This is a genomic window from Actinocorallia herbida, from assembly GCF_003751225.1.
GTDB lineage: Bacteria > Actinomycetota > Actinomycetes > Streptosporangiales > Streptosporangiaceae > Actinocorallia > Actinocorallia herbida.
Genome location: NZ_RJKE01000001.1, coordinates 9,261,508 through 9,277,459 on the forward strand (window position 1 = coordinate 9,261,508; position 15,952 = coordinate 9,277,459).

A 15,952-nucleotide genomic window follows, 5' to 3' on the forward strand; every position below is an offset into this window, starting at 1 on the left:
TTCAGGCCCGCTCCGGCGAGGGTGGTGGGGATGAGTGGACGTAGGTGGTCCGATTTTGGCTGTTATATACCGCTAGGGCCCGGTAAGTTGCCGTGCCGTGGATTACCAATGGTTCCAGGCCCAGACCCGCTTCCTCGTCCGCCAGAAGGTCACCCTGATGGTCAACAAGTACGAGGTGCACGCCGCCGCCCCGGACGGCTCGGAGGGCCCCCTCGTGGGCTTCGCGCAGCAGAAGCGGATGGCCTTCAAGGAGCAGGTCACCCTCTACACGGGCGCGGACAAGCAGTACGTCCTCGCCTCGTTCAAGGCGCGCCAGCGGATCGACCTGGCGGCGAAGTACGACGTCTTCGACCACACGGGCCAGCCGATCGGCCTCTTCCGCAAGGACTTCAAGCGCTCCCTCACCGCCTCGACCTGGCATGTCGAGGTGCCGGGCCTCGGCGTCACCACGGGCACCGAGCGCAACCAGGGCGTGGCGATCCTGCGGCGCGTCTGGGACTTCCTGCCGATCGTGGGCGGCCTGCCGTTCGCGTGGCCCTACCACTTCGACTTCACCGCGGGCGGCGTCCAGCCGGTGTTCTCGGTGGACAAGAAGTTCGGGCTGCGGGACCGCTACGTCGTCGACATCCACGACCCCCGGATCGACCGGCGGCTCGTGCTCGCCCAGGCGGTCGCGCTGGACGCGTTGCAGAGCCGCTGACCCCGGCTGACTTCGAGCACCAAGAGCGCGGGAAGGTCCGCGCGCCAGCCGATGCGAGCCACCAGAGCAGGTGGCCGGTGGGAGCCGGTGATCAGCCGGGCCGGCACACGGGGCGAGGTTGGTGGGAGCTGACAATGGCGGACCCCAGCTGGGGCTCAAGGGCCAACTGAAACCACAACTGCAACCGGGCATGATGAAGCCCCGGCTCCTGAGGGGCGCCCGTGGCTTCGTCATGCCCGTCGATGTGGGGCCGGGCCGGGAAACAAACGAGGGCCTCAGCTGCGGTTTCCCGTGCGAGGCCCTCGTTACGTGCCCGGCGAGGCACTGGCGGAGGATACGAGATTCGAACTCGTGAGGGCTTGCACCCAACACGCTTTCCAAGCGTGCGCCCTAGGCCACTAGGCGAATCCTCCGTGGGAGAGTCTAGCGGGTGTTGGGGAGTGGGAGAACACGGATTACGGACGAGAGGGGGAGGGGGGAGTAGAGGTGGGGGAAGAGGTCGCCGGTGGGGGCGGGCTCGTAGCGGACGTCCAGGGATGAGGGGTCGATCTCCAGGAGGCAGAGGGTGGCGGGGTCGGCGTCGGCGTAGTAGGTGGTGAGGACGTGGGGGAGCTGGGGCTCGGTGCAGCAGTGGATGAAGCCGGCCTCGGTCAAGGGGAGGTCGCGGGAGGACCAGGCGTAGGGGGTCGAAGGGGTGGTCGCGGCCCAAGCCGAGCGGTCGGCGACATGGAAGATGGAGGACATTCTCCGGACTGTACGGGTGGGGCGGCCGGATGCCATAGACTCGGGGCAGACCCCTCGCATGGCGTCATCTTGTGAACCTCCCCAGGGCCGGAAGGCAGCAAGGATAAACAGGCTCTGGCGGGTGTGCGAGGGGTCCTTTTCGTCGAGACGGACGGATCCCCTAGATGAGTCTGGCTCTCTACCGCAAGTACCGCCCGGCCACCTTCGGTGAGCTCAAGGGGCAGGAACATGTGGCCGAACCGCTCCAGCAGGCCCTGCGCAACGGTCGGGTCAACCACGCCTACCTGTTCAGCGGGCCGCGCGGCTGCGGCAAGACCTCCAGTGCCCGGATCCTCGCCCGCTCCCTGAACTGCGAGCAGGGCCCCACGCCCGACCCCTGCGGGGTCTGCGATTCCTGTGTGGCGCTCGGCCCCGGCGGCGCCGGCCACCTCGACGTCATAGAGATCGACGCGGCCTCGCACGGTGGTGTCGACGACGCCCGTGATCTCCGGGAACGCGCCTTCTTCTCGCCGGTCTCCGCGCGGTTCAAGATCTACATCATCGACGAGGCCCACATGGTCACCCGGGAGGGGTTCAACGCCCTCCTGAAGCTGGTCGAGGAGCCTCCGCCGCACCTGAAGTTCGTGTTCGCGACGACCGAGCCCGAGAAGGTCATCGGGACGATCCGGTCGCGGACCCACCACTACCCGTTCCGGCTGATCCCGCCGAAGACCCTCCAGGAGCTGCTGGAGGAGATCCTCGGCGCGGAGGACGTGCCGTTCGAGGAGGCGGCGCTGCCGCTGGTCGTGCGGGCCGGCGCGGGCTCGGCGCGCGACTCCCTGTCGATCCTCGACCAGCTCCTCGCCGGATCCGACGAGGCGGGCATCACCTACGCGCGGGCCGTCTCCCTGCTCGGGTACACCGACGCCGCCCTGCTGGACGAGGTCGTCGACGCGTTCGCCCAGCGTGACGGGGCCGCCGTCTTCGCCGCGATCGACCGGGTGATCGAGAGCGGCCAGGACCCGCGCCGCTTCGCCGCCGACCTCCTCGGCCGCTTCCGCGATCTGGTGATCATGGCGAACGTGCCTGAGGCGACGACGACGGGGCTGATCGACGGTCCCGCCGACGAACTCGACAGGATGAAGGTCCAGGCCGCGGCGATGGGCCCGGCCGACCTCACCAGGGCCGCCGACCTCATGCACAGCGGCCTTACCGAGATGCGCGGGGCGACGTCTCCGCGGCTTCTCCTTGAGCTGATCTCCGCCCGGATCCTTCTGCCGGGCGCCTACGGCAACGAATCCGCGCTGCTCGCCCGGTTGGACCGCGTTGAGCGCTCGGGTCCTCCGGCTGGTTCTTACGCGCCTCCTTCGGGCGGTGCCCTGCCGTCCCCGCCTTCGGCCCCGGCCCGTCAGGCTCCGGCGGCGCCCCCGGCGCCCGCCCCCGCCCGCCCGGCCGCGCAGGCGCCGACGCCTCCGGCCCCGCCCGTCGAGGCGGCGCGCCCGCAGCCCGCGCAGCAGCCGCCGAAGGTCGCCGACTGGGCCGACGAGCCCGCTCCCGCGCCGACGCCCGCCGCGCCCGAGCCTCCGAGGGCCCCGGCCGCCGCGCCGCGGTCCGACCCCAGGCCGGCCGAGGACGGATGGGGCGCCCCCGCTCAGCCCGCGGCCGCGCAGGCCCCGACGGGTGGCGGCGGCGGTGTCGACGTGCACGGGATCCGCCAGCACTGGCCGCGGATCCTCGAGTCGGTGCAGCGCCGCAGCCGGGTCGCCTGGATGTCGATCATGGAGGGGGTGGCCCCCGCCTCGGTCGAGGGCAACCTGCTGACGATCGCGTTCGACCACGAGGGCAAGCGCAAGAACTTCGTCAACGGCCGCCGTGACGGGGTGCTCGCCGAGGTGCTCAAGGAACTGTTCGGCGTGGAGTGGCGGATCGAGGCGGTGCTCGGCGGGTCGCTGCCCGCGGCCCCGCCGCGCCCGCCCGCCGCCGCGCCGCCCGCTGTCTGGGACGCCCCCCGCCCCGCCGCGCCCGCCCCGGCCCCGGCCGCCGCGCCCGAGCCGCCACGCCCCCAGGCCCCGCGCCCGCCCGCCGCCGCCCAGGCCCCGCAGCCGCCGAAGGGCCCCGCGCCCGCAGCCCCCGCACCGGACGACCCGCTCCCCCCGCCCCCTGACGGCCCCGACGACCTCGACGAGTCCGACGGCCTCGGCAGGGCCGATTTCGGCCTCGCCCTGATCCAACGTGAACTCGGCGGCCAGATCATCGGCGAGGTCCCCACCTCCTGACCCCGCAGACCCCACCGGCAGCCGATCACCACCCACATCGGGTTCTGGCGCGTCCACGCCTGGACACCCCCAGGGCGTCCGGTAGCCGTGTCCGGTCGCGTACGGTTCGTCATGGGTCAGGGGCCGGGTCGTATCGGAATCGAGCGGGACGTCGTAGGCTCGGAGTCCGAGTCGGTGGAGGGGGATGGCCGTGGAGCCCGGTTTCGACATGCAGCGGTTGCTGGAGCAGGCGCAGGCGGTGCAGCAGCAGCTGTTCGCGGCGCAGCAGGAGCTGGCCGACGCGGAGGTCGAGGGGACCTCTGGCGGCGGCCTGGTCAAGGCGACGATGAACGGCCAGGGCGAGATCACCGCGCTGGTCATCGACCCGAAGGCGATCGACGGGGGAGACCCCGCCGAGACCGCGGAGACGGTCGCCGACCTGGTGATCGCGGCGATCCGGGACGCGGCGCGCGCCGCCGCCGAGCTCCAGCAGAACACGATGGGCCCGCTCGCGCAGGGCATGCCCGGTCTGCCGGGGTTCTGACATGTACGAGGGTGTCGTCCAGAACCTGATCGACGAGCTGGGAAGGCTCCCGGGGGTCGGGCCCAAGGGCGCCCAGCGCATCGCCTTCCATCTGCTGAACGCCGATCCGGCCGAGGTCATGCGCCTCGCCGACGCGCTGCGCGAGGTGAAGGAGAAGGTCAGGTTCTGCCGGGTCTGCGGGAACGTGGCCGAGGAGACCGAGTGCCGGATCTGCCGTGACGTCCGGCGGGACCGCGCCGTGATCTGCGTCGTGGAGGAGTCCAAGGACGTCGTCGCGATCGAAAAGACCAGGGAGTTCCGCGGGACGTATCACGTTCTCGGCGGGGCGATCAGCCCGATCGAGGGCGTCGGGCCGGAAGATCTTCGTATCCGGGAGCTGATGCAGCGGCTCGCGGACGGGGAGGTGACCGAGCTCATCCTCGCCACCGACCCGAATCTTGAGGGCGAGGCGACGGCGACGTACCTGGCCCGGCTCGTGAAACCGATGAACCTGAAGGTGACCCGGCTGGCGAGCGGTCTTCCCGTAGGGGGGGACCTGGAGTACGCCGACGAGGTCACGTTGGGCCGCGCTTTCGAAGGACGGAGATTGCTCGATGTCTAGTGCGAACACCCCGAAGGACTGGGACGACCTGGCGGAACGGGTCGTCCTGCATGTGGAGAACTATCTGGCGGGCCTGGAGCGCTGCGCGCGCGGCGAGGCGGGGAGCCAGATGGTGTCGGTGCTCCTCCTGGAGGTCGCCCAGGTGATGCTGGCGGGCGCCCAGCTGGGGGCGAGCCCGGACGTGGTGCTGCCCGACAACTGGGAGCCGGAGATCGGCCCCGACCCCGACCTCGACGTCGTCCGCCAGGGCCTGGCCGAGCGGCTGCCCGTGGTGGACGACTACATCGAGGTCTTCGACCCGTACAAGGACGTGGAGACCACGTCCTACCGGCTGTCGGACGACCTCGTGGACGTCGCGTCCGACCTCGTCCACGGGCTGCGCCACTTCAAGGCGGGCCGGACCATGGAGGCCCTGTGGTGGTGGCAGTACAGCTACCTGAACCACTGGGGCAACCACGGCGGGGCGGCGCTGCGCGCGCTGCACGCGGTCGTCTCGGGCGTCCGCCTGGACGTCGCCGAGGAGCGCCTGGTCGACGCGGAACCGGTCGACCCCGCCGAGGCGACCGAGCCGACGGGGCAGCCCAAGCCCGCAGACCTGGTCACCACCTGACGGAAGACCATTTGACGGGCAGCGTCCCAGGACGAGAGGAAGCACCCCCGGCCGCGTGCCCCGAGCACACCGCCAGGAGTGAATCCGAAATGGCGCCTGTCATCATGGTCCGATGTCCCGCCAAGGAAGACCCCTCGCCCTAGCCCTGCTGTCCGCGCTCGCGTTCGGCAGTTCGGGCGTCGCGGCCAAGCCGCTGATCGACGCGGGGCTCGACCCGCTGCACGTGGCCTGGCTGCGGATCGCGGGGACCGCGCTGCTGCTTTCGCCGCTGGCATGGCGCCACCGGGCGCTCCTGCGGGAGCGCCCGGTGCTGCTGCTCGGCTTCGGCATGCTGGGGATCGCGGGCGTGCAGGCGTTCTACTTCGCCTCGCTCTCCCGCATCCCGGTCGCGGTGGCCCTTCTGGTGGAGTACCTCGGGCCGCTGCTGGTGCTCGGCTGGGTGCGGTTCGTGCGGCGGGCGCCGGTGAGCCGTGCCGCGTCGCTCGGCGTCGTGCTGGCGGTCGCGGGGCTGGCGTGCGTGGTGCAGATCTGGTCGGGGCTGGCGTTCGACGCGCTCGGCCTCGCCTTCGCGCTGTGCGCGGCGGTCTGCCAGGCCGGGTACTTCCTGCTGGCGGACCAGGGCACGGGCGACGACCAGCCCGATCCGCTCGGCGTGATCACCTTCGGCTTCCTGGCCGCCGCGCTCGCGCTGACCGTCGTGGCCCGGCCGTGGACGATGGACTTCGGGGTGCTCGCCGGAACCGCCGATCTGGGCGGCCGCGAGATCGCGGCGTTCCTGCCGTACGGCTACCTCGTGCTGGTGGCGACGCTGCTGGCGTACGTGACGGGCGTCGTTTCGGTCAGGCTGCTGTCGGCGCAGGTCGCGGGGGTCGTCGCCTGTCTTGAGGCGGTGGTCGCGATCGTGCTCGGCTGGTTCCTGCTGCACGAGCGCCTCGCGGCGCCGCAGCTCGCCGGGGCGCTGCTGGTGCTGGCCGGGGCGTTCATCGCGCAGCGCGCGACGCCCGCGCGGGACGCCCAGGAGAAGCCCCTGCTAGAAGCCGTATGAAACACGCTGGGCCGGAACAGACCGCCCTGATCGGTCTGTTCCGGCCCAGCGTGGAACAACAGAGGAACAACGAGTTAAGCCTAGACGGTCCCGGCCGCTTTCAGCCCCTCGAGATCGGACGAACCGATGCCGAGCAGTCCGCCGTAGATCTCCGCGTTGTGCTGACCCAGCGCCGGCCCGACCGAGCGCACCTCGCCGGGGGTGTCCGACAGCTTCGGGAAGACGTTCTGCATCGGGAAGTCGCCGAACTCCGGGTGGGCGAGGCGGATGATCGCCTCACGCGCCTTGAAGTGCGGGTCGGCGAGCATGTCCTTGGCCCGGTAGGTGAGGCCGGCGGGGATGCCGTTCTCGTGCATGAGGGCGAGCAGCGGGTCGGACTCCCAGGTGGCGGTCCACGCGCCGATGAGGTCGTCGAGTTCCTCGGAGTTGGCGCCGCGCGCCCCGTGGGTGGCGTACCGCTCGTCGGTGGCCAGTTCGGGACGGCCCATCACCTCGGCGAGCCGGGTCCAGATGGTGTCCCGGTTGGCCGCGATGAGGATCGGGCCGTCCTTCGTCGGGTAGACGTTGCTGGGCGCGACGTTCGGCAGCACCGAGCCGGTCCGCTCCCGCTGGTAGTTCGCGATCTCCCAGTCGGGGACGAGCGACTCCATGAGCGCGAAGACCGCCTCGTACAGGGCGGAGTCGACGACCTGGCCCTTGCCGGTCCGGTTCCTGGCGTGCAGCGCGACGAGGGTGCCGAGTGCCGCGAAGGTGCCCGCGAGCTCGTCGCCGAGGGAGATGCCGGCCCGCGCCGGCGGCGAGTCGGGGTCGCCGGTGACGTACCGGATGCCGCCCATCGCCTCGCCGATCGAGCCGAAGCCCGCGCGCGGCGAGTAGGGGCCGTCCTGGCCGTAGCCGGTGACCCGGGTGATGATCAGGCCGGGGTTCAGCTCCCACAGCTTCTCGGGGGACAGGCCCCAGCGCTCGAGGGTGCCCGGCCGGAAGTTCTCGATGAGCACGTCGGCCTGCGTGATGATCCGCCGGGCCAGGTCCTGGCCCTCTTCGGTGCGCAGGTTGAGCGTCACGGACTTCTTGTTGCGCGCGAGGATCGGCCACCACAGCGACTGGCCGTGCGGCTTCTCCCGGCCCCACTCGCGCATCGGGTCGCCGGAGCCCGGCGGCTCGATCTTGATGATCTCGGCGCCGAAGTCACCGAGGAGCTGGCCGCAGAAGGGCCCGGCGAGCAGCTGGCCCATCTCCACGACGCGCAGGTCGCCCAGCGCGCTGACGGAGGCTTGGGGATCGGTCATTCTTCCTCCCTGGGGGATGTGGAGATCTTCGCGGCGGCGGCGCGCAGGTGGGAGCGCATCACCGAGGCCGCCCACTGCGGGTCGCGGGCGGCGATCGCGTCGACGACCTCGCGGTGGTGGCCCATGCTGCGGGCCATCCCCTCGGGGTCGTACGTGTGGAAAGTGCCGAGGATGAGGGGCGCGTGCATCACCGAGGTGAGCATCGCCGGGAGGCGGCTGTTGCCGGAGGCGTCGATGAGCGCCGCGTGGAAGCGCGAGTTCAGCTGGGCCACCTGGGCGAGTTCGCCTTCGGCGGCCGCGGCCTCCATCGCCCCGCACAGCCCGCGCAGCTCGTCGAGGACGGCCTCGGACACGCCGATGCGCGCCGCGCGGGCCGCCGCGTAGGGCTCCAGCTGGGTGCGCAGCTCGAAGATCTCGGCGATGTCGGACTCCGACCACAGGGCGACCCGTGCCCCGCGGTGCGGCAGGACCTCGATGAGCCCGTCGGCGCCGAGCCGCTGGAGCGCCTCCCGGACGGGGGTGCGCGACAGGCCGAGCGCCTGGGACAGCTCGACCTCGGCGAGCCGGGCCCCGGGGGCGAGTTCGCCACCGACGATCATCCGGCGCAGTTCCGTGTAGGCGGTGTCCGCCGCGCGGTTGCCCGCTGCCATCTCCGACCCCCTCTCCTCTTGGCTGTTGCATGCAATATAGGGGAGTATAGAAGGAGCCACAAGGGACGATGCGGATTGGACTGGTCAGATTGCATACAACGGTGCTGGAAGTCGGACCGCGTGACGGACTCCAGAACGAGGCCAAGGCGCTGTCCCCGGACGATCGGATCGCGCTCATCGAACGCTGCGTCGAGGCAGGGGTGCGGCGGATCGAGGCGGTGTCGTTCGTCAACCCCAAGCGGGTCCCGCAGATGGCGGGCGCAGAGGAGGTCATGAAGGGCGTCCCGCGCGTCGAGGGCGTCTCCTACAGCGGCCTCGTCCTCAATAGGCGCGGCCTGGACCGTGCGCTGGACTCCGGCGTCGACGAGGTCAACGTCGTCGTGGTCGCCTCCGACACCTTCTCCCAGCGCAACCAGGGCGTCACCACCGCGGAGATGCTGGCCGCGTGGGACGACATCGCCGCCTCCGCGCACGCCGCGGGCGTCCCCGTCGGGATGACGATCGCCGCGGCCTTCGGCTGCCCGTTCGAGGGCGAGACCCCGCCGGAGCGGATCGCGGAGCTCGCGCGCCGGGCCGAGGCCGCGGGCGCGTTCGAGGTGGCTCTCGCCGACACGATCGGCGTAGGGGTGCCCGCGCAGGTCCGCGACCTGTCTCGCCGCGCCAAGGAGGCGGCTCCTTCCGCGGCGCTGCGGTTCCACTTCCACAACACCCGCAACACCGGCTACGCCAACGCGCTGACCGCCGTGGACGAGGGCGCCGCCGTGCTCGACGCGAGCGCGGGCGGCTTCGGCGGCTGCCCGTTCGCGCCCGCCGCGACCGGCAACATCGCCACCGAGGATCTGCTGTACATGCTGCACCGCAGCGGCGTGGCGACCGGCATCGACATGGCCGCGATCGCCGAGACCGGCGCCTGGCTCGGCACCCTGCTCGACAAGCCGGCCCCCGCCCTGCTCGGCCGCGCGGGCGGCTTCCCCGCGTAGCTGTGCGCATGGCCCCGTTGGGCCGGGCGCTCGAGAACCCGGCTTCGCCGGGGCGCCCGGCCCAACGGGCCGCTCACGTCAGGCGGGTGTGGCCAGGTGCCGCGGGTTGGCCACGATCAGCTTGTCCACGACCGAGGCGGCGACGGCCGTGACGACCTCGTGCCACCGGTCGTCGAACCTGCCCTCGCGGATGCCCACGGCGAACTCGGCGTCGTCGGCGCAGCCGAACGAGCCGAGCCGGGCCGTGTGCGCCGCCGCGTGCTCCGCGCCGAGCAGCAGTTCCCGCTGGACGATCCGCAAGGCGGCGGCCCCCACCCGGTTGTGGAAGCGCAGCCTCTCGTCGGCCACCTCGGCGGTCGTCAGGTAGTGCCGTACCGCGTCGATGAGGGCGGCCGCCCCGGGACGGTCGTGCGGTCCCACGGAGGCGGGTTCGCCCGGGACGTCCAAGGGGTCGGCGACCGTGACGGGCTCGGTGAGCCCGAGCGAGAGCAGGAGATCGTGCTCCTGCTCGCAGACGCGCCGCCCGAGCACGGCGAACTCCACATTGTCGTCGGCGCCGCTCAGGAAGCGCTCCGCCTGGTGCCGGCACAGGACCGTCCAGCGGAGCGTCCCGAACACCTCCCACCAGCGCAGGGTCTCGGGTGAGGGAGGCGTCCCCCCGCCTTCGGCGTACCCGGCGAGCAGTTCCTCCCGCGTCCCGAAGCCGCCCGCGGCCAGCGGGGAGCCGAACCGCCACGCCTTCACGCACAGCCACCCGAGGTCCTCCCAGGGGTCACCCGCGTGCGACAGCTCCCAGTCCAGGACGCCCCGGACGCCGTCCTCGTCGATGAGGAGGTTGCCGTTGCGGAAGTCGGCGTGCACGATCGTCGGCCGTCCCGCCTCGGCCGGACGGTTGTCGGCTAGCCAGCGCAGCGCCAGCTCCACGGCGGGGCGGGGCTCCTCGAAGCCGGCGTACCAGTCCGTCATCTCCTGCAACGGGTCGAGCGCCGGGAGGTCGGGGACCGCGTCGGGCGGCAGTTCGTGCAGGTGGGCCAGGATGCGGCCCAGCTCGCGCGCGAGGCCGGGGCGCACCGCGGCGAAGCGCTCGTCGCGCAGCAGCCGCCGCGGGATCGTCTCGCCGCGCAGCCGCTCCATGACCATGTAGGGCGTCCCGGCGAGGTCGGGGCCGTGCTCGACGACCGCGGGCACGGGCACCCCGGCCTCGGCCGCGGCGACCAGCAGCGCGGCCTCGCGGGCCATCGCGACGGGATCGGGCGTGTGCGGGGGGTCGCGGCGGAGGATCAGCTCGCGCCCGGCGGCGTCGAAGGCCCAGGTCTCCCGGCTGGCGCCGCCCGAGAGCCGCCGCAGCCCGGTGACCGGGCCGAGGCGTTCGGCCAGGAGCGCGGCCAGCGTCTCGGCGGTCGCCGCGGGCGCGATCGTGGGCGCGCTCATCGGGCACGCGCCGCGCGCTGGGCGGCGGAGAGGGCGCGCAGGGCGTCACTGCCGCGGGTGTCGGCGTACTCCTCGATGCGGGCGATGCGCCCGTCGGCGGTGACGGTGACGAAGAGGGCGGCGGCGATCTCCAGCGCGGCCCCGTCGGGGAGGTTGCCGCGCAGCACGTGCTGCTGGACGTACCCGGCGCTCCAGGGGGCGCGCCGGACCTCCTCGTAGCGCATGCCCTGGAGGTTGGCCGACAGCCAGCGCAGCGTGCGGACGTTGTCCTCGACGGCCTGCTCCGCGCCGCCGCCTTCGCCGGGCCCGTTGTGCCAGATGAGGGCGTCGCTCGTGTAGAGGGTGCGGAGGGTGTCGATGTCGCCGCCGGCGACGGCGGTGATGAAGCGGTCGGCGAGCGCGTCGTGCTGCACGGTCTCTCCTCGGGGGTCAGGTCATGGGGTGGTGGGTAGTCCTAGGGCCCGGATGTTGAGGGTGTCCAAGGTGTCGAGGAGCCTTTCGATGCCGTCGGCGTCCTCGCCTTGGACGATCCAGAGGTAGAGGGAGTGGTCGACCATCGCGGCGAGTGCCCTGGCCGTCATCTCCGGGTCGAGTGAGGGGTCGACCAGGCCGTCCCGCTGCCACCGCTCGATCGCGCGGCTGGAGCGGGTCACCGCCTCGGCGCGGTGCTTGCGCCGCAGCTCCTTGAACTCCTCGTTGAAGGTGGCGACCTGCTCGATGATCGGCATGATCTTCGCGTTGCGCTGGTAGGCCTCGTAGAACTCGCGGTTCGCGCGCCGGATGCGCGCGGCGGGCTCGCTGCCCGGCGACGGGACCCGATGGGCCGTCATGTCGGCGAACAGGCGGTCGGCGACCTCCAGGAAGATCGCCTCCTTCGACGGGAAGTACGTGTAGAAGGAGCCGTACGCGACCTTGGCGTGCCGGGCGATGTGGGCTACCCGGGTGTCCAGGAAACCGCGTTCCTCGAAGACCTCGCGCGCCGCCGAGATCAGCTTCTCCCTGGTCCGGATCCCCCGCTCTGTGAGGGGCGTCTCTCCGGTCTCCATGGGCCGTTCCTTCCTCGAGTGCTCCCGCTGAGGGGTTGACAACCCGATGGTCTCAGGAACAGTATCCCGAGCATCCGACAACTTGATATGACTGTCAAGTCACTAAGCAGGGGGACCCATGCGCACCACCACCCCGGGGCGTTCATGCTGATCAACGACATCATCGAGTTCGCCGCGCGCAAGCACCCGGACCGCACGGCGCTCCGTTTCGAAGAGCAGGTCATCACCTTCGCCGGCATGCGCGACCGCGTCCGGCGCGCGGCCAACGCGCTGCGCGGGATCGCCGCCCCGGGCGATCGCGTCGCCGTGCTGTCCGGGAACCGGCCGGAATACGTCGACCTGTACTACGGCGTGCCCGCCGCGGGGATGGCGCTGACCTTCCTCAACCACCGGCTGCACCCGGCCGAGATCGCCAAGCTCGTCGACCACGCCCAGGCGTCCGTGCTGATCGTGAGCGGCGACTTCCTGGAGGCCATCGGCGCGCACCGCGACGCGATGCCGAGCGTCAAGGCGATCGTCGCCCTCGACGGCGGCGGCGACCTCGACTACCGCGAGCTGGTCGCGGCCGCCTCGACCGAGGAGCCGCCCCGGGTCGACGAGGACTCCCTCGCCTGGCTCGTCTACACGAGCGGCACCACCGGCACGCCCAAGGGCGTCATGCTGTCCCACAAGAACCTGCTGACGGGTGTGATCAGCTCCGTCGCGCACTGGGACCTGCCCGACGACCAGGTGTTCCTCTTCTGCTTCCCGCTCTGCCACGTCGGCGGCTACGTCGTCCTGGTCAACCACCTGCGGTCGTGCACCGTGGGCATCCTGCGGGCCTACGACAACCCCACGTTCCTGCGGCTGGTCAAGGACTGGAAGGTCACCAACACCGGCCTCGCGCCGACGATGATCGCCTTCCTCCTCCGCCACCCCGGCATCGAGAACGAGGACCTCGGCACGCTGCGCGCCATCGGATACGGCGCGTCGGCCATCCCCGCCGAGGTACTCCGCCGCGGCATGGAGGTGCTCGGCTGCGACTTCTACCAGGGCATGGGGATGAGCGAGCTGGGCGGCAACATCCTGCACTTCGGCGAGGCCGAGCACCGCAGGGCCGCCGCGGGCGAGACCCACCTGCTCGCCGCCGCGGGCCGGCCCATGGACCTGGCCTCCCTGCGCATCGTCGACGAGGACCTCAACGACGTCCCGCAGGGCGCGGACGGCGAGATGCTCGTGCGCGGCGACCAGGTGATGCTCGGCTACTGGCGCGAGCCCGAGCTCACCGCGGACTCCTTCCACGACGGCTGGTTCCGCACCGGCGACGTCGTCCGGCAGGACGAAGAGGGCATGGTCTACATCGTCGACCGCCTCAAGGACATGATCATCACCGGCGGTGAGAACGTCGCCTCCCGCGAGGTGGAGGAAGCCCTCTACCTTCACCCGTCGGTCCAGGAGGCCGCCGTCTTCGGCGTCCCCGACCCCGAGTGGGGCGAGGCGGTCTGCGCCGCCGTGGTGGTGCGCCAAGGCGAGCCGGAAGACGCCGATTCGATCATCGCCGCGGTGCGCGGGCGCCTCGGCGGCTACAAGGTGCCCAAGCGCGTGGTGTTCCTCGCCGAACTGCCGAGGAACGTCGCGGGCAAGGTGCTCAAGCGCGATCTGCGCACCGCCCAGAAGGAGAAGGCGTGACCGTCAAGAACACCGAGTTCGAGATCCAGGGCATCAACCACCTGGCCCTGGTCTGCAAGGACATGAAGGCGACCATCGACTTCTACTCCGGTGTGCTCGGCATGCCGCTGGTGAAGACGCTCAACATTCCCGGCAACGGCCAGCACTTCTTCTTCGACTGTGGCGGCGGCAACTGCGTCGCGTTCTTCTGGTTCCCCGACGCGCCCGAGGGCGTCCCGGGCATCTCCGCGCCCAAGACCCGTCCCGAGCAGGGCGAACTGCTCAGCGCGACCGGCTCGATGAACCACGTCGCCTTCCACGTGCCCGTCGACAAGTTCGACGAGTACTACGAGAAGCTCCAGGCCAAGGGAGTCGAGGTCAGCCCCGTCATCAACCACGACGACAGCCCGTCGACCATCGCGCGGAGGCTCCATCCCGGCGTGTTCGTCCGCTCCTTCTACTTCAAGGACCCTGACGGCGCCCTCCTGGAGTTCGCCTGCTGGATGCGGGAGTTCACCGCGGCCGACGCCACCGCGGAGCCCCGCACCGCCGCCGACCGGACCGTCTGAGAAGGAGAAGCACATGCCCCGCCTGCGTGAGATCCCCCGCGCCGAGGTCACCGACGAGAACATCCTGTTCTTCTACGACCGGCTCTTCGGCCCCGACAAGGATCCGGCCGTCGACCACGGCACCGCCACCGGAACCCCCGGCGACTGGTGGACGGTCTTCGCCAACGACCCGCACGTGTTCCGGCACGCCACCCGCGGCTTCGCCCTCTACCGCAAGGCCGAACTCGACCCCGTCCTGCGCGAGCTCGGCCAGTGCCGGGCCGGCTGGGCCCGCGGCAGCCAGTTCGTGTTCTCCCAGCACTGCAAGCAGATGCGCGCGCTGGGCATGCCCGAAGACAAGATCGCCGCGATCCCCTACTGGCACACCGCCGACTGCTACAGCCCGCTGGAGCGCGCGGTCCTCGCCTACACCGACGGGATCGTGCTCGACGGCGGCCGGGTCGCCGACGAGACCTTCGAGGTCCTGCGCGAGCACCTGACCGACAAGGAGATCCTCCTCCTCACCTACATCACCGCGCTGTACGAGATGCACGCCGTGATGTCCAAGGTGCTGAAGCTGGAGTACGACGACCGTCCCGAGCCGATCGTCGAGGTCGACGCGCCCGAGGGCTACGGCAGCCGGGACATCTCCGCGGACCTCGCCGGGGAGGACTGATGCTGTTCTCGGTGCCCGACTCGGTCCGGGACCTGCGCGACGCCGTCCACGCGTTCATGACGACCCGTGTCGAGCCCGCGGAGGCGGTGCTCAACGCGGGCGGCAAGGAGTCGGACGCGATGTTCGACGAACTGCGCGCGCAGGCGAAGTCCGAAGGGCTGTGGGCGCTGGGCCACCCCGAGGAGATCGGCGGGGGCGGACTGCCGTTCCTGGACTATGTGTACATCAACGAGGTCCAGGGCCGGAGCGAGTGGGGCCAGCTGGTCCTGGGGACGTACACCCTCCAGGACTCGATCATGCTCAACAAGTACGCCTCGCCCAGGTGGCGCGACGCCTACCTCGCGCCCATGGTCGCCGGAGAGCTGTCTCCCAGCTTCGCGATGACGGAGCCCGACGTGGCCGGGTCCGACCCTACGGGCCTGCGCACGACGGCCGTCCTCGACGGCGACCACTGGGTGATCAACGGCCGCAAGTGGTTCACCACGGGAGCCGCGAAGGCCGCCTACACGACCGTCATGTGCCGGACCGAGGGTCCCGAGGCGCCCGCGCACAAGGCGTTCAGCATGATCATCGTGCCTACGGACACCCCCGGGTACCGCATCCTGCGCGAGACGCCCGTGCTCGGCATCAACGGCGGCCACTACGAGGTCGACTACGACAACGTGCGCGTCCCGGCCGAGAACCTCCTCGGCCCGCGCGGCGACGGGTTCGTCATCGCCCAGGACCGTCTCGGCCCCGGCCGGATCTTCCACTCCATGCGGTGGCTCGGCCAGGCCCAGCGGGCGTTCGAGCTGATGTGCGCCAGGCTCGACGCGCGCAGCGCGTTCGGCGAGCCGCTGGCCGCCAAGCAGCTCATGCAGCAGCACGTCTTCGACTCCTACGCCGAGATCCAGGCGGCCCGCCTGCTCACCCTCCAGGCGGCCGAGGCGATCGACGCCGGAAGCCAGGCCCGGGTGGAGATCGCCACGATCAAGGTGATCGGCGCCCGGATGGTGCACAACGTGATCGACCGGGCCATCCAGGTGCACGGCGCCGCCGGGCTCACCGACGACCTCCCCCTGTCGCGCATGTACCGGCACGCCCGCGAGGCGCGCCTGTACGACGGCCCCGACGAGGTGCACATCCAGAGCACCGCGAAGCGGATCCTGCGCCAGATGCGGGGCTGATCCGCCCCTTCCACCCCCACCCCACCACCCCACGTGAAAGG

General features: G+C 71.3%; 17 protein-coding genes, 1 tRNA gene and 1 other RNA gene. 12 read left to right on the top strand and 7 right to left on the bottom strand.

Annotation, left to right across the window (positions count from 1 at the left end; all coding sequences use genetic code 11):
- Positions 1-97 precede the first annotated feature (97 nt).
- On the top strand, positions 98-700 hold the full coding sequence (locus EDD29_RS42225; protein WP_246053296.1) for an LURP-one-related family protein: 603 nt from the start codon (positions 98-100) through the stop codon (positions 698-700).
- A 325-nt stretch (positions 701-1,025) separates the two neighbouring features.
- On the opposite strand, the gene EDD29_RS42230 is transcribed toward EDD29_RS42225, so the two are convergent.
- Together EDD29_RS42230 and EDD29_RS42235 are read right to left on the bottom strand one after the other, a co-directional pair.
- A tRNA-Ser gene (locus tag EDD29_RS42230) sits at positions 1,026-1,113 on the bottom strand.
- A 10-nt stretch (positions 1,114-1,123) separates the two neighbouring features.
- A complete protein-coding gene (locus EDD29_RS42235; RefSeq protein ID WP_123669739.1) occupies positions 1,124-1,444 on the bottom strand; it encodes a DUF952 domain-containing protein in 321 nt (106 codons plus the stop codon).
- A gap of 45 nt (positions 1,445-1,489) precedes the next feature.
- On the opposite strand from EDD29_RS42235, the gene ffs reads away from it, so the two are divergent.
- From ffs to EDD29_RS42265, 6 genes are all read left to right on the top strand, one after another.
- An RNA gene (gene ffs, locus EDD29_RS42240) (signal recognition particle sRNA small type) lies at positions 1,490-1,585 on the top strand.
- 23 nt (positions 1,586-1,608) lie between these two features.
- A complete protein-coding gene (locus tag EDD29_RS42245) occupies positions 1,609-3,699 on the top strand; it encodes a DNA polymerase III subunit gamma and tau (RefSeq protein ID WP_123669740.1) in 2,091 nt (696 codons plus the stop codon).
- A 184-nt stretch (positions 3,700-3,883) separates the two neighbouring features.
- The gene (locus EDD29_RS42250; RefSeq protein ID WP_425455001.1) at positions 3,884-4,222 is read left to right on the top strand and encodes a YbaB/EbfC family nucleoid-associated protein; all 339 of its coding nucleotides are present in this window, start codon (positions 3,884-3,886) and stop codon (positions 4,220-4,222) included.
- A gap of 1 nt (position 4,223) precedes the next feature.
- Positions 4,224-4,823 (top strand): recombination mediator RecR, encoded by a 600-nt coding sequence (recR, locus tag EDD29_RS42255; protein ID WP_123669741.1) that lies wholly within the window; start codon positions 4,224-4,226, stop codon positions 4,821-4,823.
- The gene (locus EDD29_RS42260) at positions 4,816-5,433 is read left to right on the top strand and encodes a DUF5063 domain-containing protein (RefSeq protein ID WP_123669742.1); all 618 of its coding nucleotides are present in this window, start codon (positions 4,816-4,818) and stop codon (positions 5,431-5,433) included. The genes recR and EDD29_RS42260 overlap by 8 nt, the downstream gene beginning before the upstream one ends.
- A 112-nt stretch (positions 5,434-5,545) precedes the next feature.
- Positions 5,546-6,478, top strand: a complete 933-nt coding sequence (locus EDD29_RS42265; protein WP_123669743.1) for an EamA family transporter — start codon at positions 5,546-5,548, stop codon at positions 6,476-6,478.
- An 80-nt stretch (positions 6,479-6,558) separates the two neighbouring features.
- Here EDD29_RS42265 and EDD29_RS42270 read toward each other — a convergent pair whose 3' ends face one another.
- Together EDD29_RS42270 and EDD29_RS42275 are read right to left on the bottom strand one after the other, a co-directional pair.
- The gene (locus EDD29_RS42270) at positions 6,559-7,767 is read right to left on the bottom strand and encodes a CaiB/BaiF CoA transferase family protein (RefSeq protein ID WP_123669744.1); all 1,209 of its coding nucleotides are present in this window, start codon (positions 7,765-7,767) and stop codon (positions 6,559-6,561) included.
- A complete protein-coding gene (locus EDD29_RS42275; RefSeq protein ID WP_123669745.1) occupies positions 7,764-8,417 on the bottom strand; it encodes a GntR family transcriptional regulator in 654 nt (217 codons plus the stop codon). The genes EDD29_RS42270 and EDD29_RS42275 overlap by 4 nt, the downstream gene beginning before the upstream one ends.
- Positions 8,418-8,485: 68 nt before the next feature.
- Here EDD29_RS42275 and EDD29_RS42280 point away from each other — a divergent pair, with 68 nt between their 5' ends.
- Positions 8,486-9,397, top strand: coding sequence for a hydroxymethylglutaryl-CoA lyase (locus EDD29_RS42280; protein ID WP_123669746.1), 912 nt, complete (start codon positions 8,486-8,488; stop codon positions 9,395-9,397).
- Positions 9,398-9,475: 78 nt separating this feature from the next.
- On the opposite strand, the gene EDD29_RS42285 is transcribed toward EDD29_RS42280, so the two are convergent.
- Genes EDD29_RS42285 through EDD29_RS42295 form a run of 3 tightly spaced genes read right to left on the bottom strand, consistent with a single transcriptional unit; the run spans position 9,476 to position 11,874 of the window.
- The gene (locus EDD29_RS42285; RefSeq protein WP_123669747.1) at positions 9,476-10,828 is read right to left on the bottom strand and encodes a phosphotransferase family protein; all 1,353 of its coding nucleotides are present in this window, start codon (positions 10,826-10,828) and stop codon (positions 9,476-9,478) included.
- The gene (locus tag EDD29_RS42290; RefSeq protein WP_123669748.1) at positions 10,825-11,241 is read right to left on the bottom strand and encodes a nuclear transport factor 2 family protein; all 417 of its coding nucleotides are present in this window, start codon (positions 11,239-11,241) and stop codon (positions 10,825-10,827) included. Before EDD29_RS42290 ends, EDD29_RS42285 begins: the two co-directional genes overlap by 4 nt.
- A gap of 21 nt (positions 11,242-11,262) precedes the next feature.
- Positions 11,263-11,874 (bottom strand): TetR/AcrR family transcriptional regulator, encoded by a 612-nt coding sequence (locus EDD29_RS42295; RefSeq protein ID WP_123669749.1) that lies wholly within the window; start codon positions 11,872-11,874, stop codon positions 11,263-11,265.
- 144 nt (positions 11,875-12,018) lie between these two features.
- Between EDD29_RS42295 and EDD29_RS42300 the strand changes: the two genes are divergently transcribed.
- From EDD29_RS42300 to EDD29_RS42315, 4 genes are read left to right on the top strand one after another with little or no spacing between them, the layout of a single operon-like run.
- Positions 12,019-13,542, top strand: a complete 1,524-nt coding sequence (locus EDD29_RS42300; RefSeq protein WP_123669750.1) for a class I adenylate-forming enzyme family protein — start codon at positions 12,019-12,021, stop codon at positions 13,540-13,542.
- Entirely contained in the window at positions 13,539-14,090 is a 552-nt protein-coding gene (locus tag EDD29_RS42305) for a VOC family protein (RefSeq protein WP_123669751.1), read from the top strand. The genes EDD29_RS42300 and EDD29_RS42305 overlap by 4 nt, the downstream gene beginning before the upstream one ends.
- Before the next feature lie 13 nt (positions 14,091-14,103).
- Positions 14,104-14,745, top strand: a complete 642-nt coding sequence (locus tag EDD29_RS42310) for a carboxymuconolactone decarboxylase family protein (RefSeq protein WP_123669752.1) — start codon at positions 14,104-14,106, stop codon at positions 14,743-14,745.
- The gene (locus EDD29_RS42315) at positions 14,745-15,911 is read left to right on the top strand and encodes an acyl-CoA dehydrogenase family protein (RefSeq protein WP_123669753.1); all 1,167 of its coding nucleotides are present in this window, start codon (positions 14,745-14,747) and stop codon (positions 15,909-15,911) included. Before EDD29_RS42310 ends, EDD29_RS42315 begins: the two co-directional genes overlap by 1 nt.
- Positions 15,912-15,952: the final 41 nt, after the last annotated feature.

Excerpts from the sequence above, each read along its gene's own strand:
- EDD29_RS42235 (WP_123669739.1), bottom strand. The coding sequence starts at position 1,444 with ATGTCCTCCATCTTCCATGTCGCCGACCGCTCGGCTTGGGCCGCGACC.
- EDD29_RS42245 (WP_123669740.1), top strand. The coding sequence starts at position 1,609 with ATGAGTCTGGCTCTCTACCGCAAGTACCGCCCGGCCACCTTCGGTGAG.
- EDD29_RS42250 (WP_425455001.1), top strand. The coding sequence starts at position 3,884 with ATGGCCGTGGAGCCCGGTTTCGACATGCAGCGGTTGCTGGAGCAGGCG.
- recR (WP_123669741.1), top strand. The coding sequence starts at position 4,224 with ATGTACGAGGGTGTCGTCCAGAACCTGATCGACGAGCTGGGAAGGCTC.
- EDD29_RS42260 (WP_123669742.1), top strand. The coding sequence starts at position 4,816 with ATGTCTAGTGCGAACACCCCGAAGGACTGGGACGACCTGGCGGAACGG.
- EDD29_RS42265 (WP_123669743.1), top strand. The coding sequence starts at position 5,546 with ATGTCCCGCCAAGGAAGACCCCTCGCCCTAGCCCTGCTGTCCGCGCTC.
- EDD29_RS42270 (WP_123669744.1), bottom strand. The coding sequence starts at position 7,767 with ATGACCGATCCCCAAGCCTCCGTCAGCGCGCTGGGCGACCTGCGCGTC.
- EDD29_RS42275 (WP_123669745.1), bottom strand. The coding sequence starts at position 8,417 with ATGGCAGCGGGCAACCGCGCGGCGGACACCGCCTACACGGAACTGCGC.
- EDD29_RS42280 (WP_123669746.1), top strand. The coding sequence starts at position 8,486 with ATGCGGATTGGACTGGTCAGATTGCATACAACGGTGCTGGAAGTCGGA.
- EDD29_RS42285 (WP_123669747.1), bottom strand. The coding sequence starts at position 10,828 with ATGAGCGCGCCCACGATCGCGCCCGCGGCGACCGCCGAGACGCTGGCC.
- EDD29_RS42295 (WP_123669749.1), bottom strand. The coding sequence starts at position 11,874 with ATGGAGACCGGAGAGACGCCCCTCACAGAGCGGGGGATCCGGACCAGG.
- EDD29_RS42300 (WP_123669750.1), top strand. The coding sequence starts at position 12,019 with ATGCTGATCAACGACATCATCGAGTTCGCCGCGCGCAAGCACCCGGAC.
- EDD29_RS42310 (WP_123669752.1), top strand. The coding sequence starts at position 14,104 with ATGCCCCGCCTGCGTGAGATCCCCCGCGCCGAGGTCACCGACGAGAAC.
- EDD29_RS42315 (WP_123669753.1), top strand. The coding sequence starts at position 14,745 with ATGCTGTTCTCGGTGCCCGACTCGGTCCGGGACCTGCGCGACGCCGTC.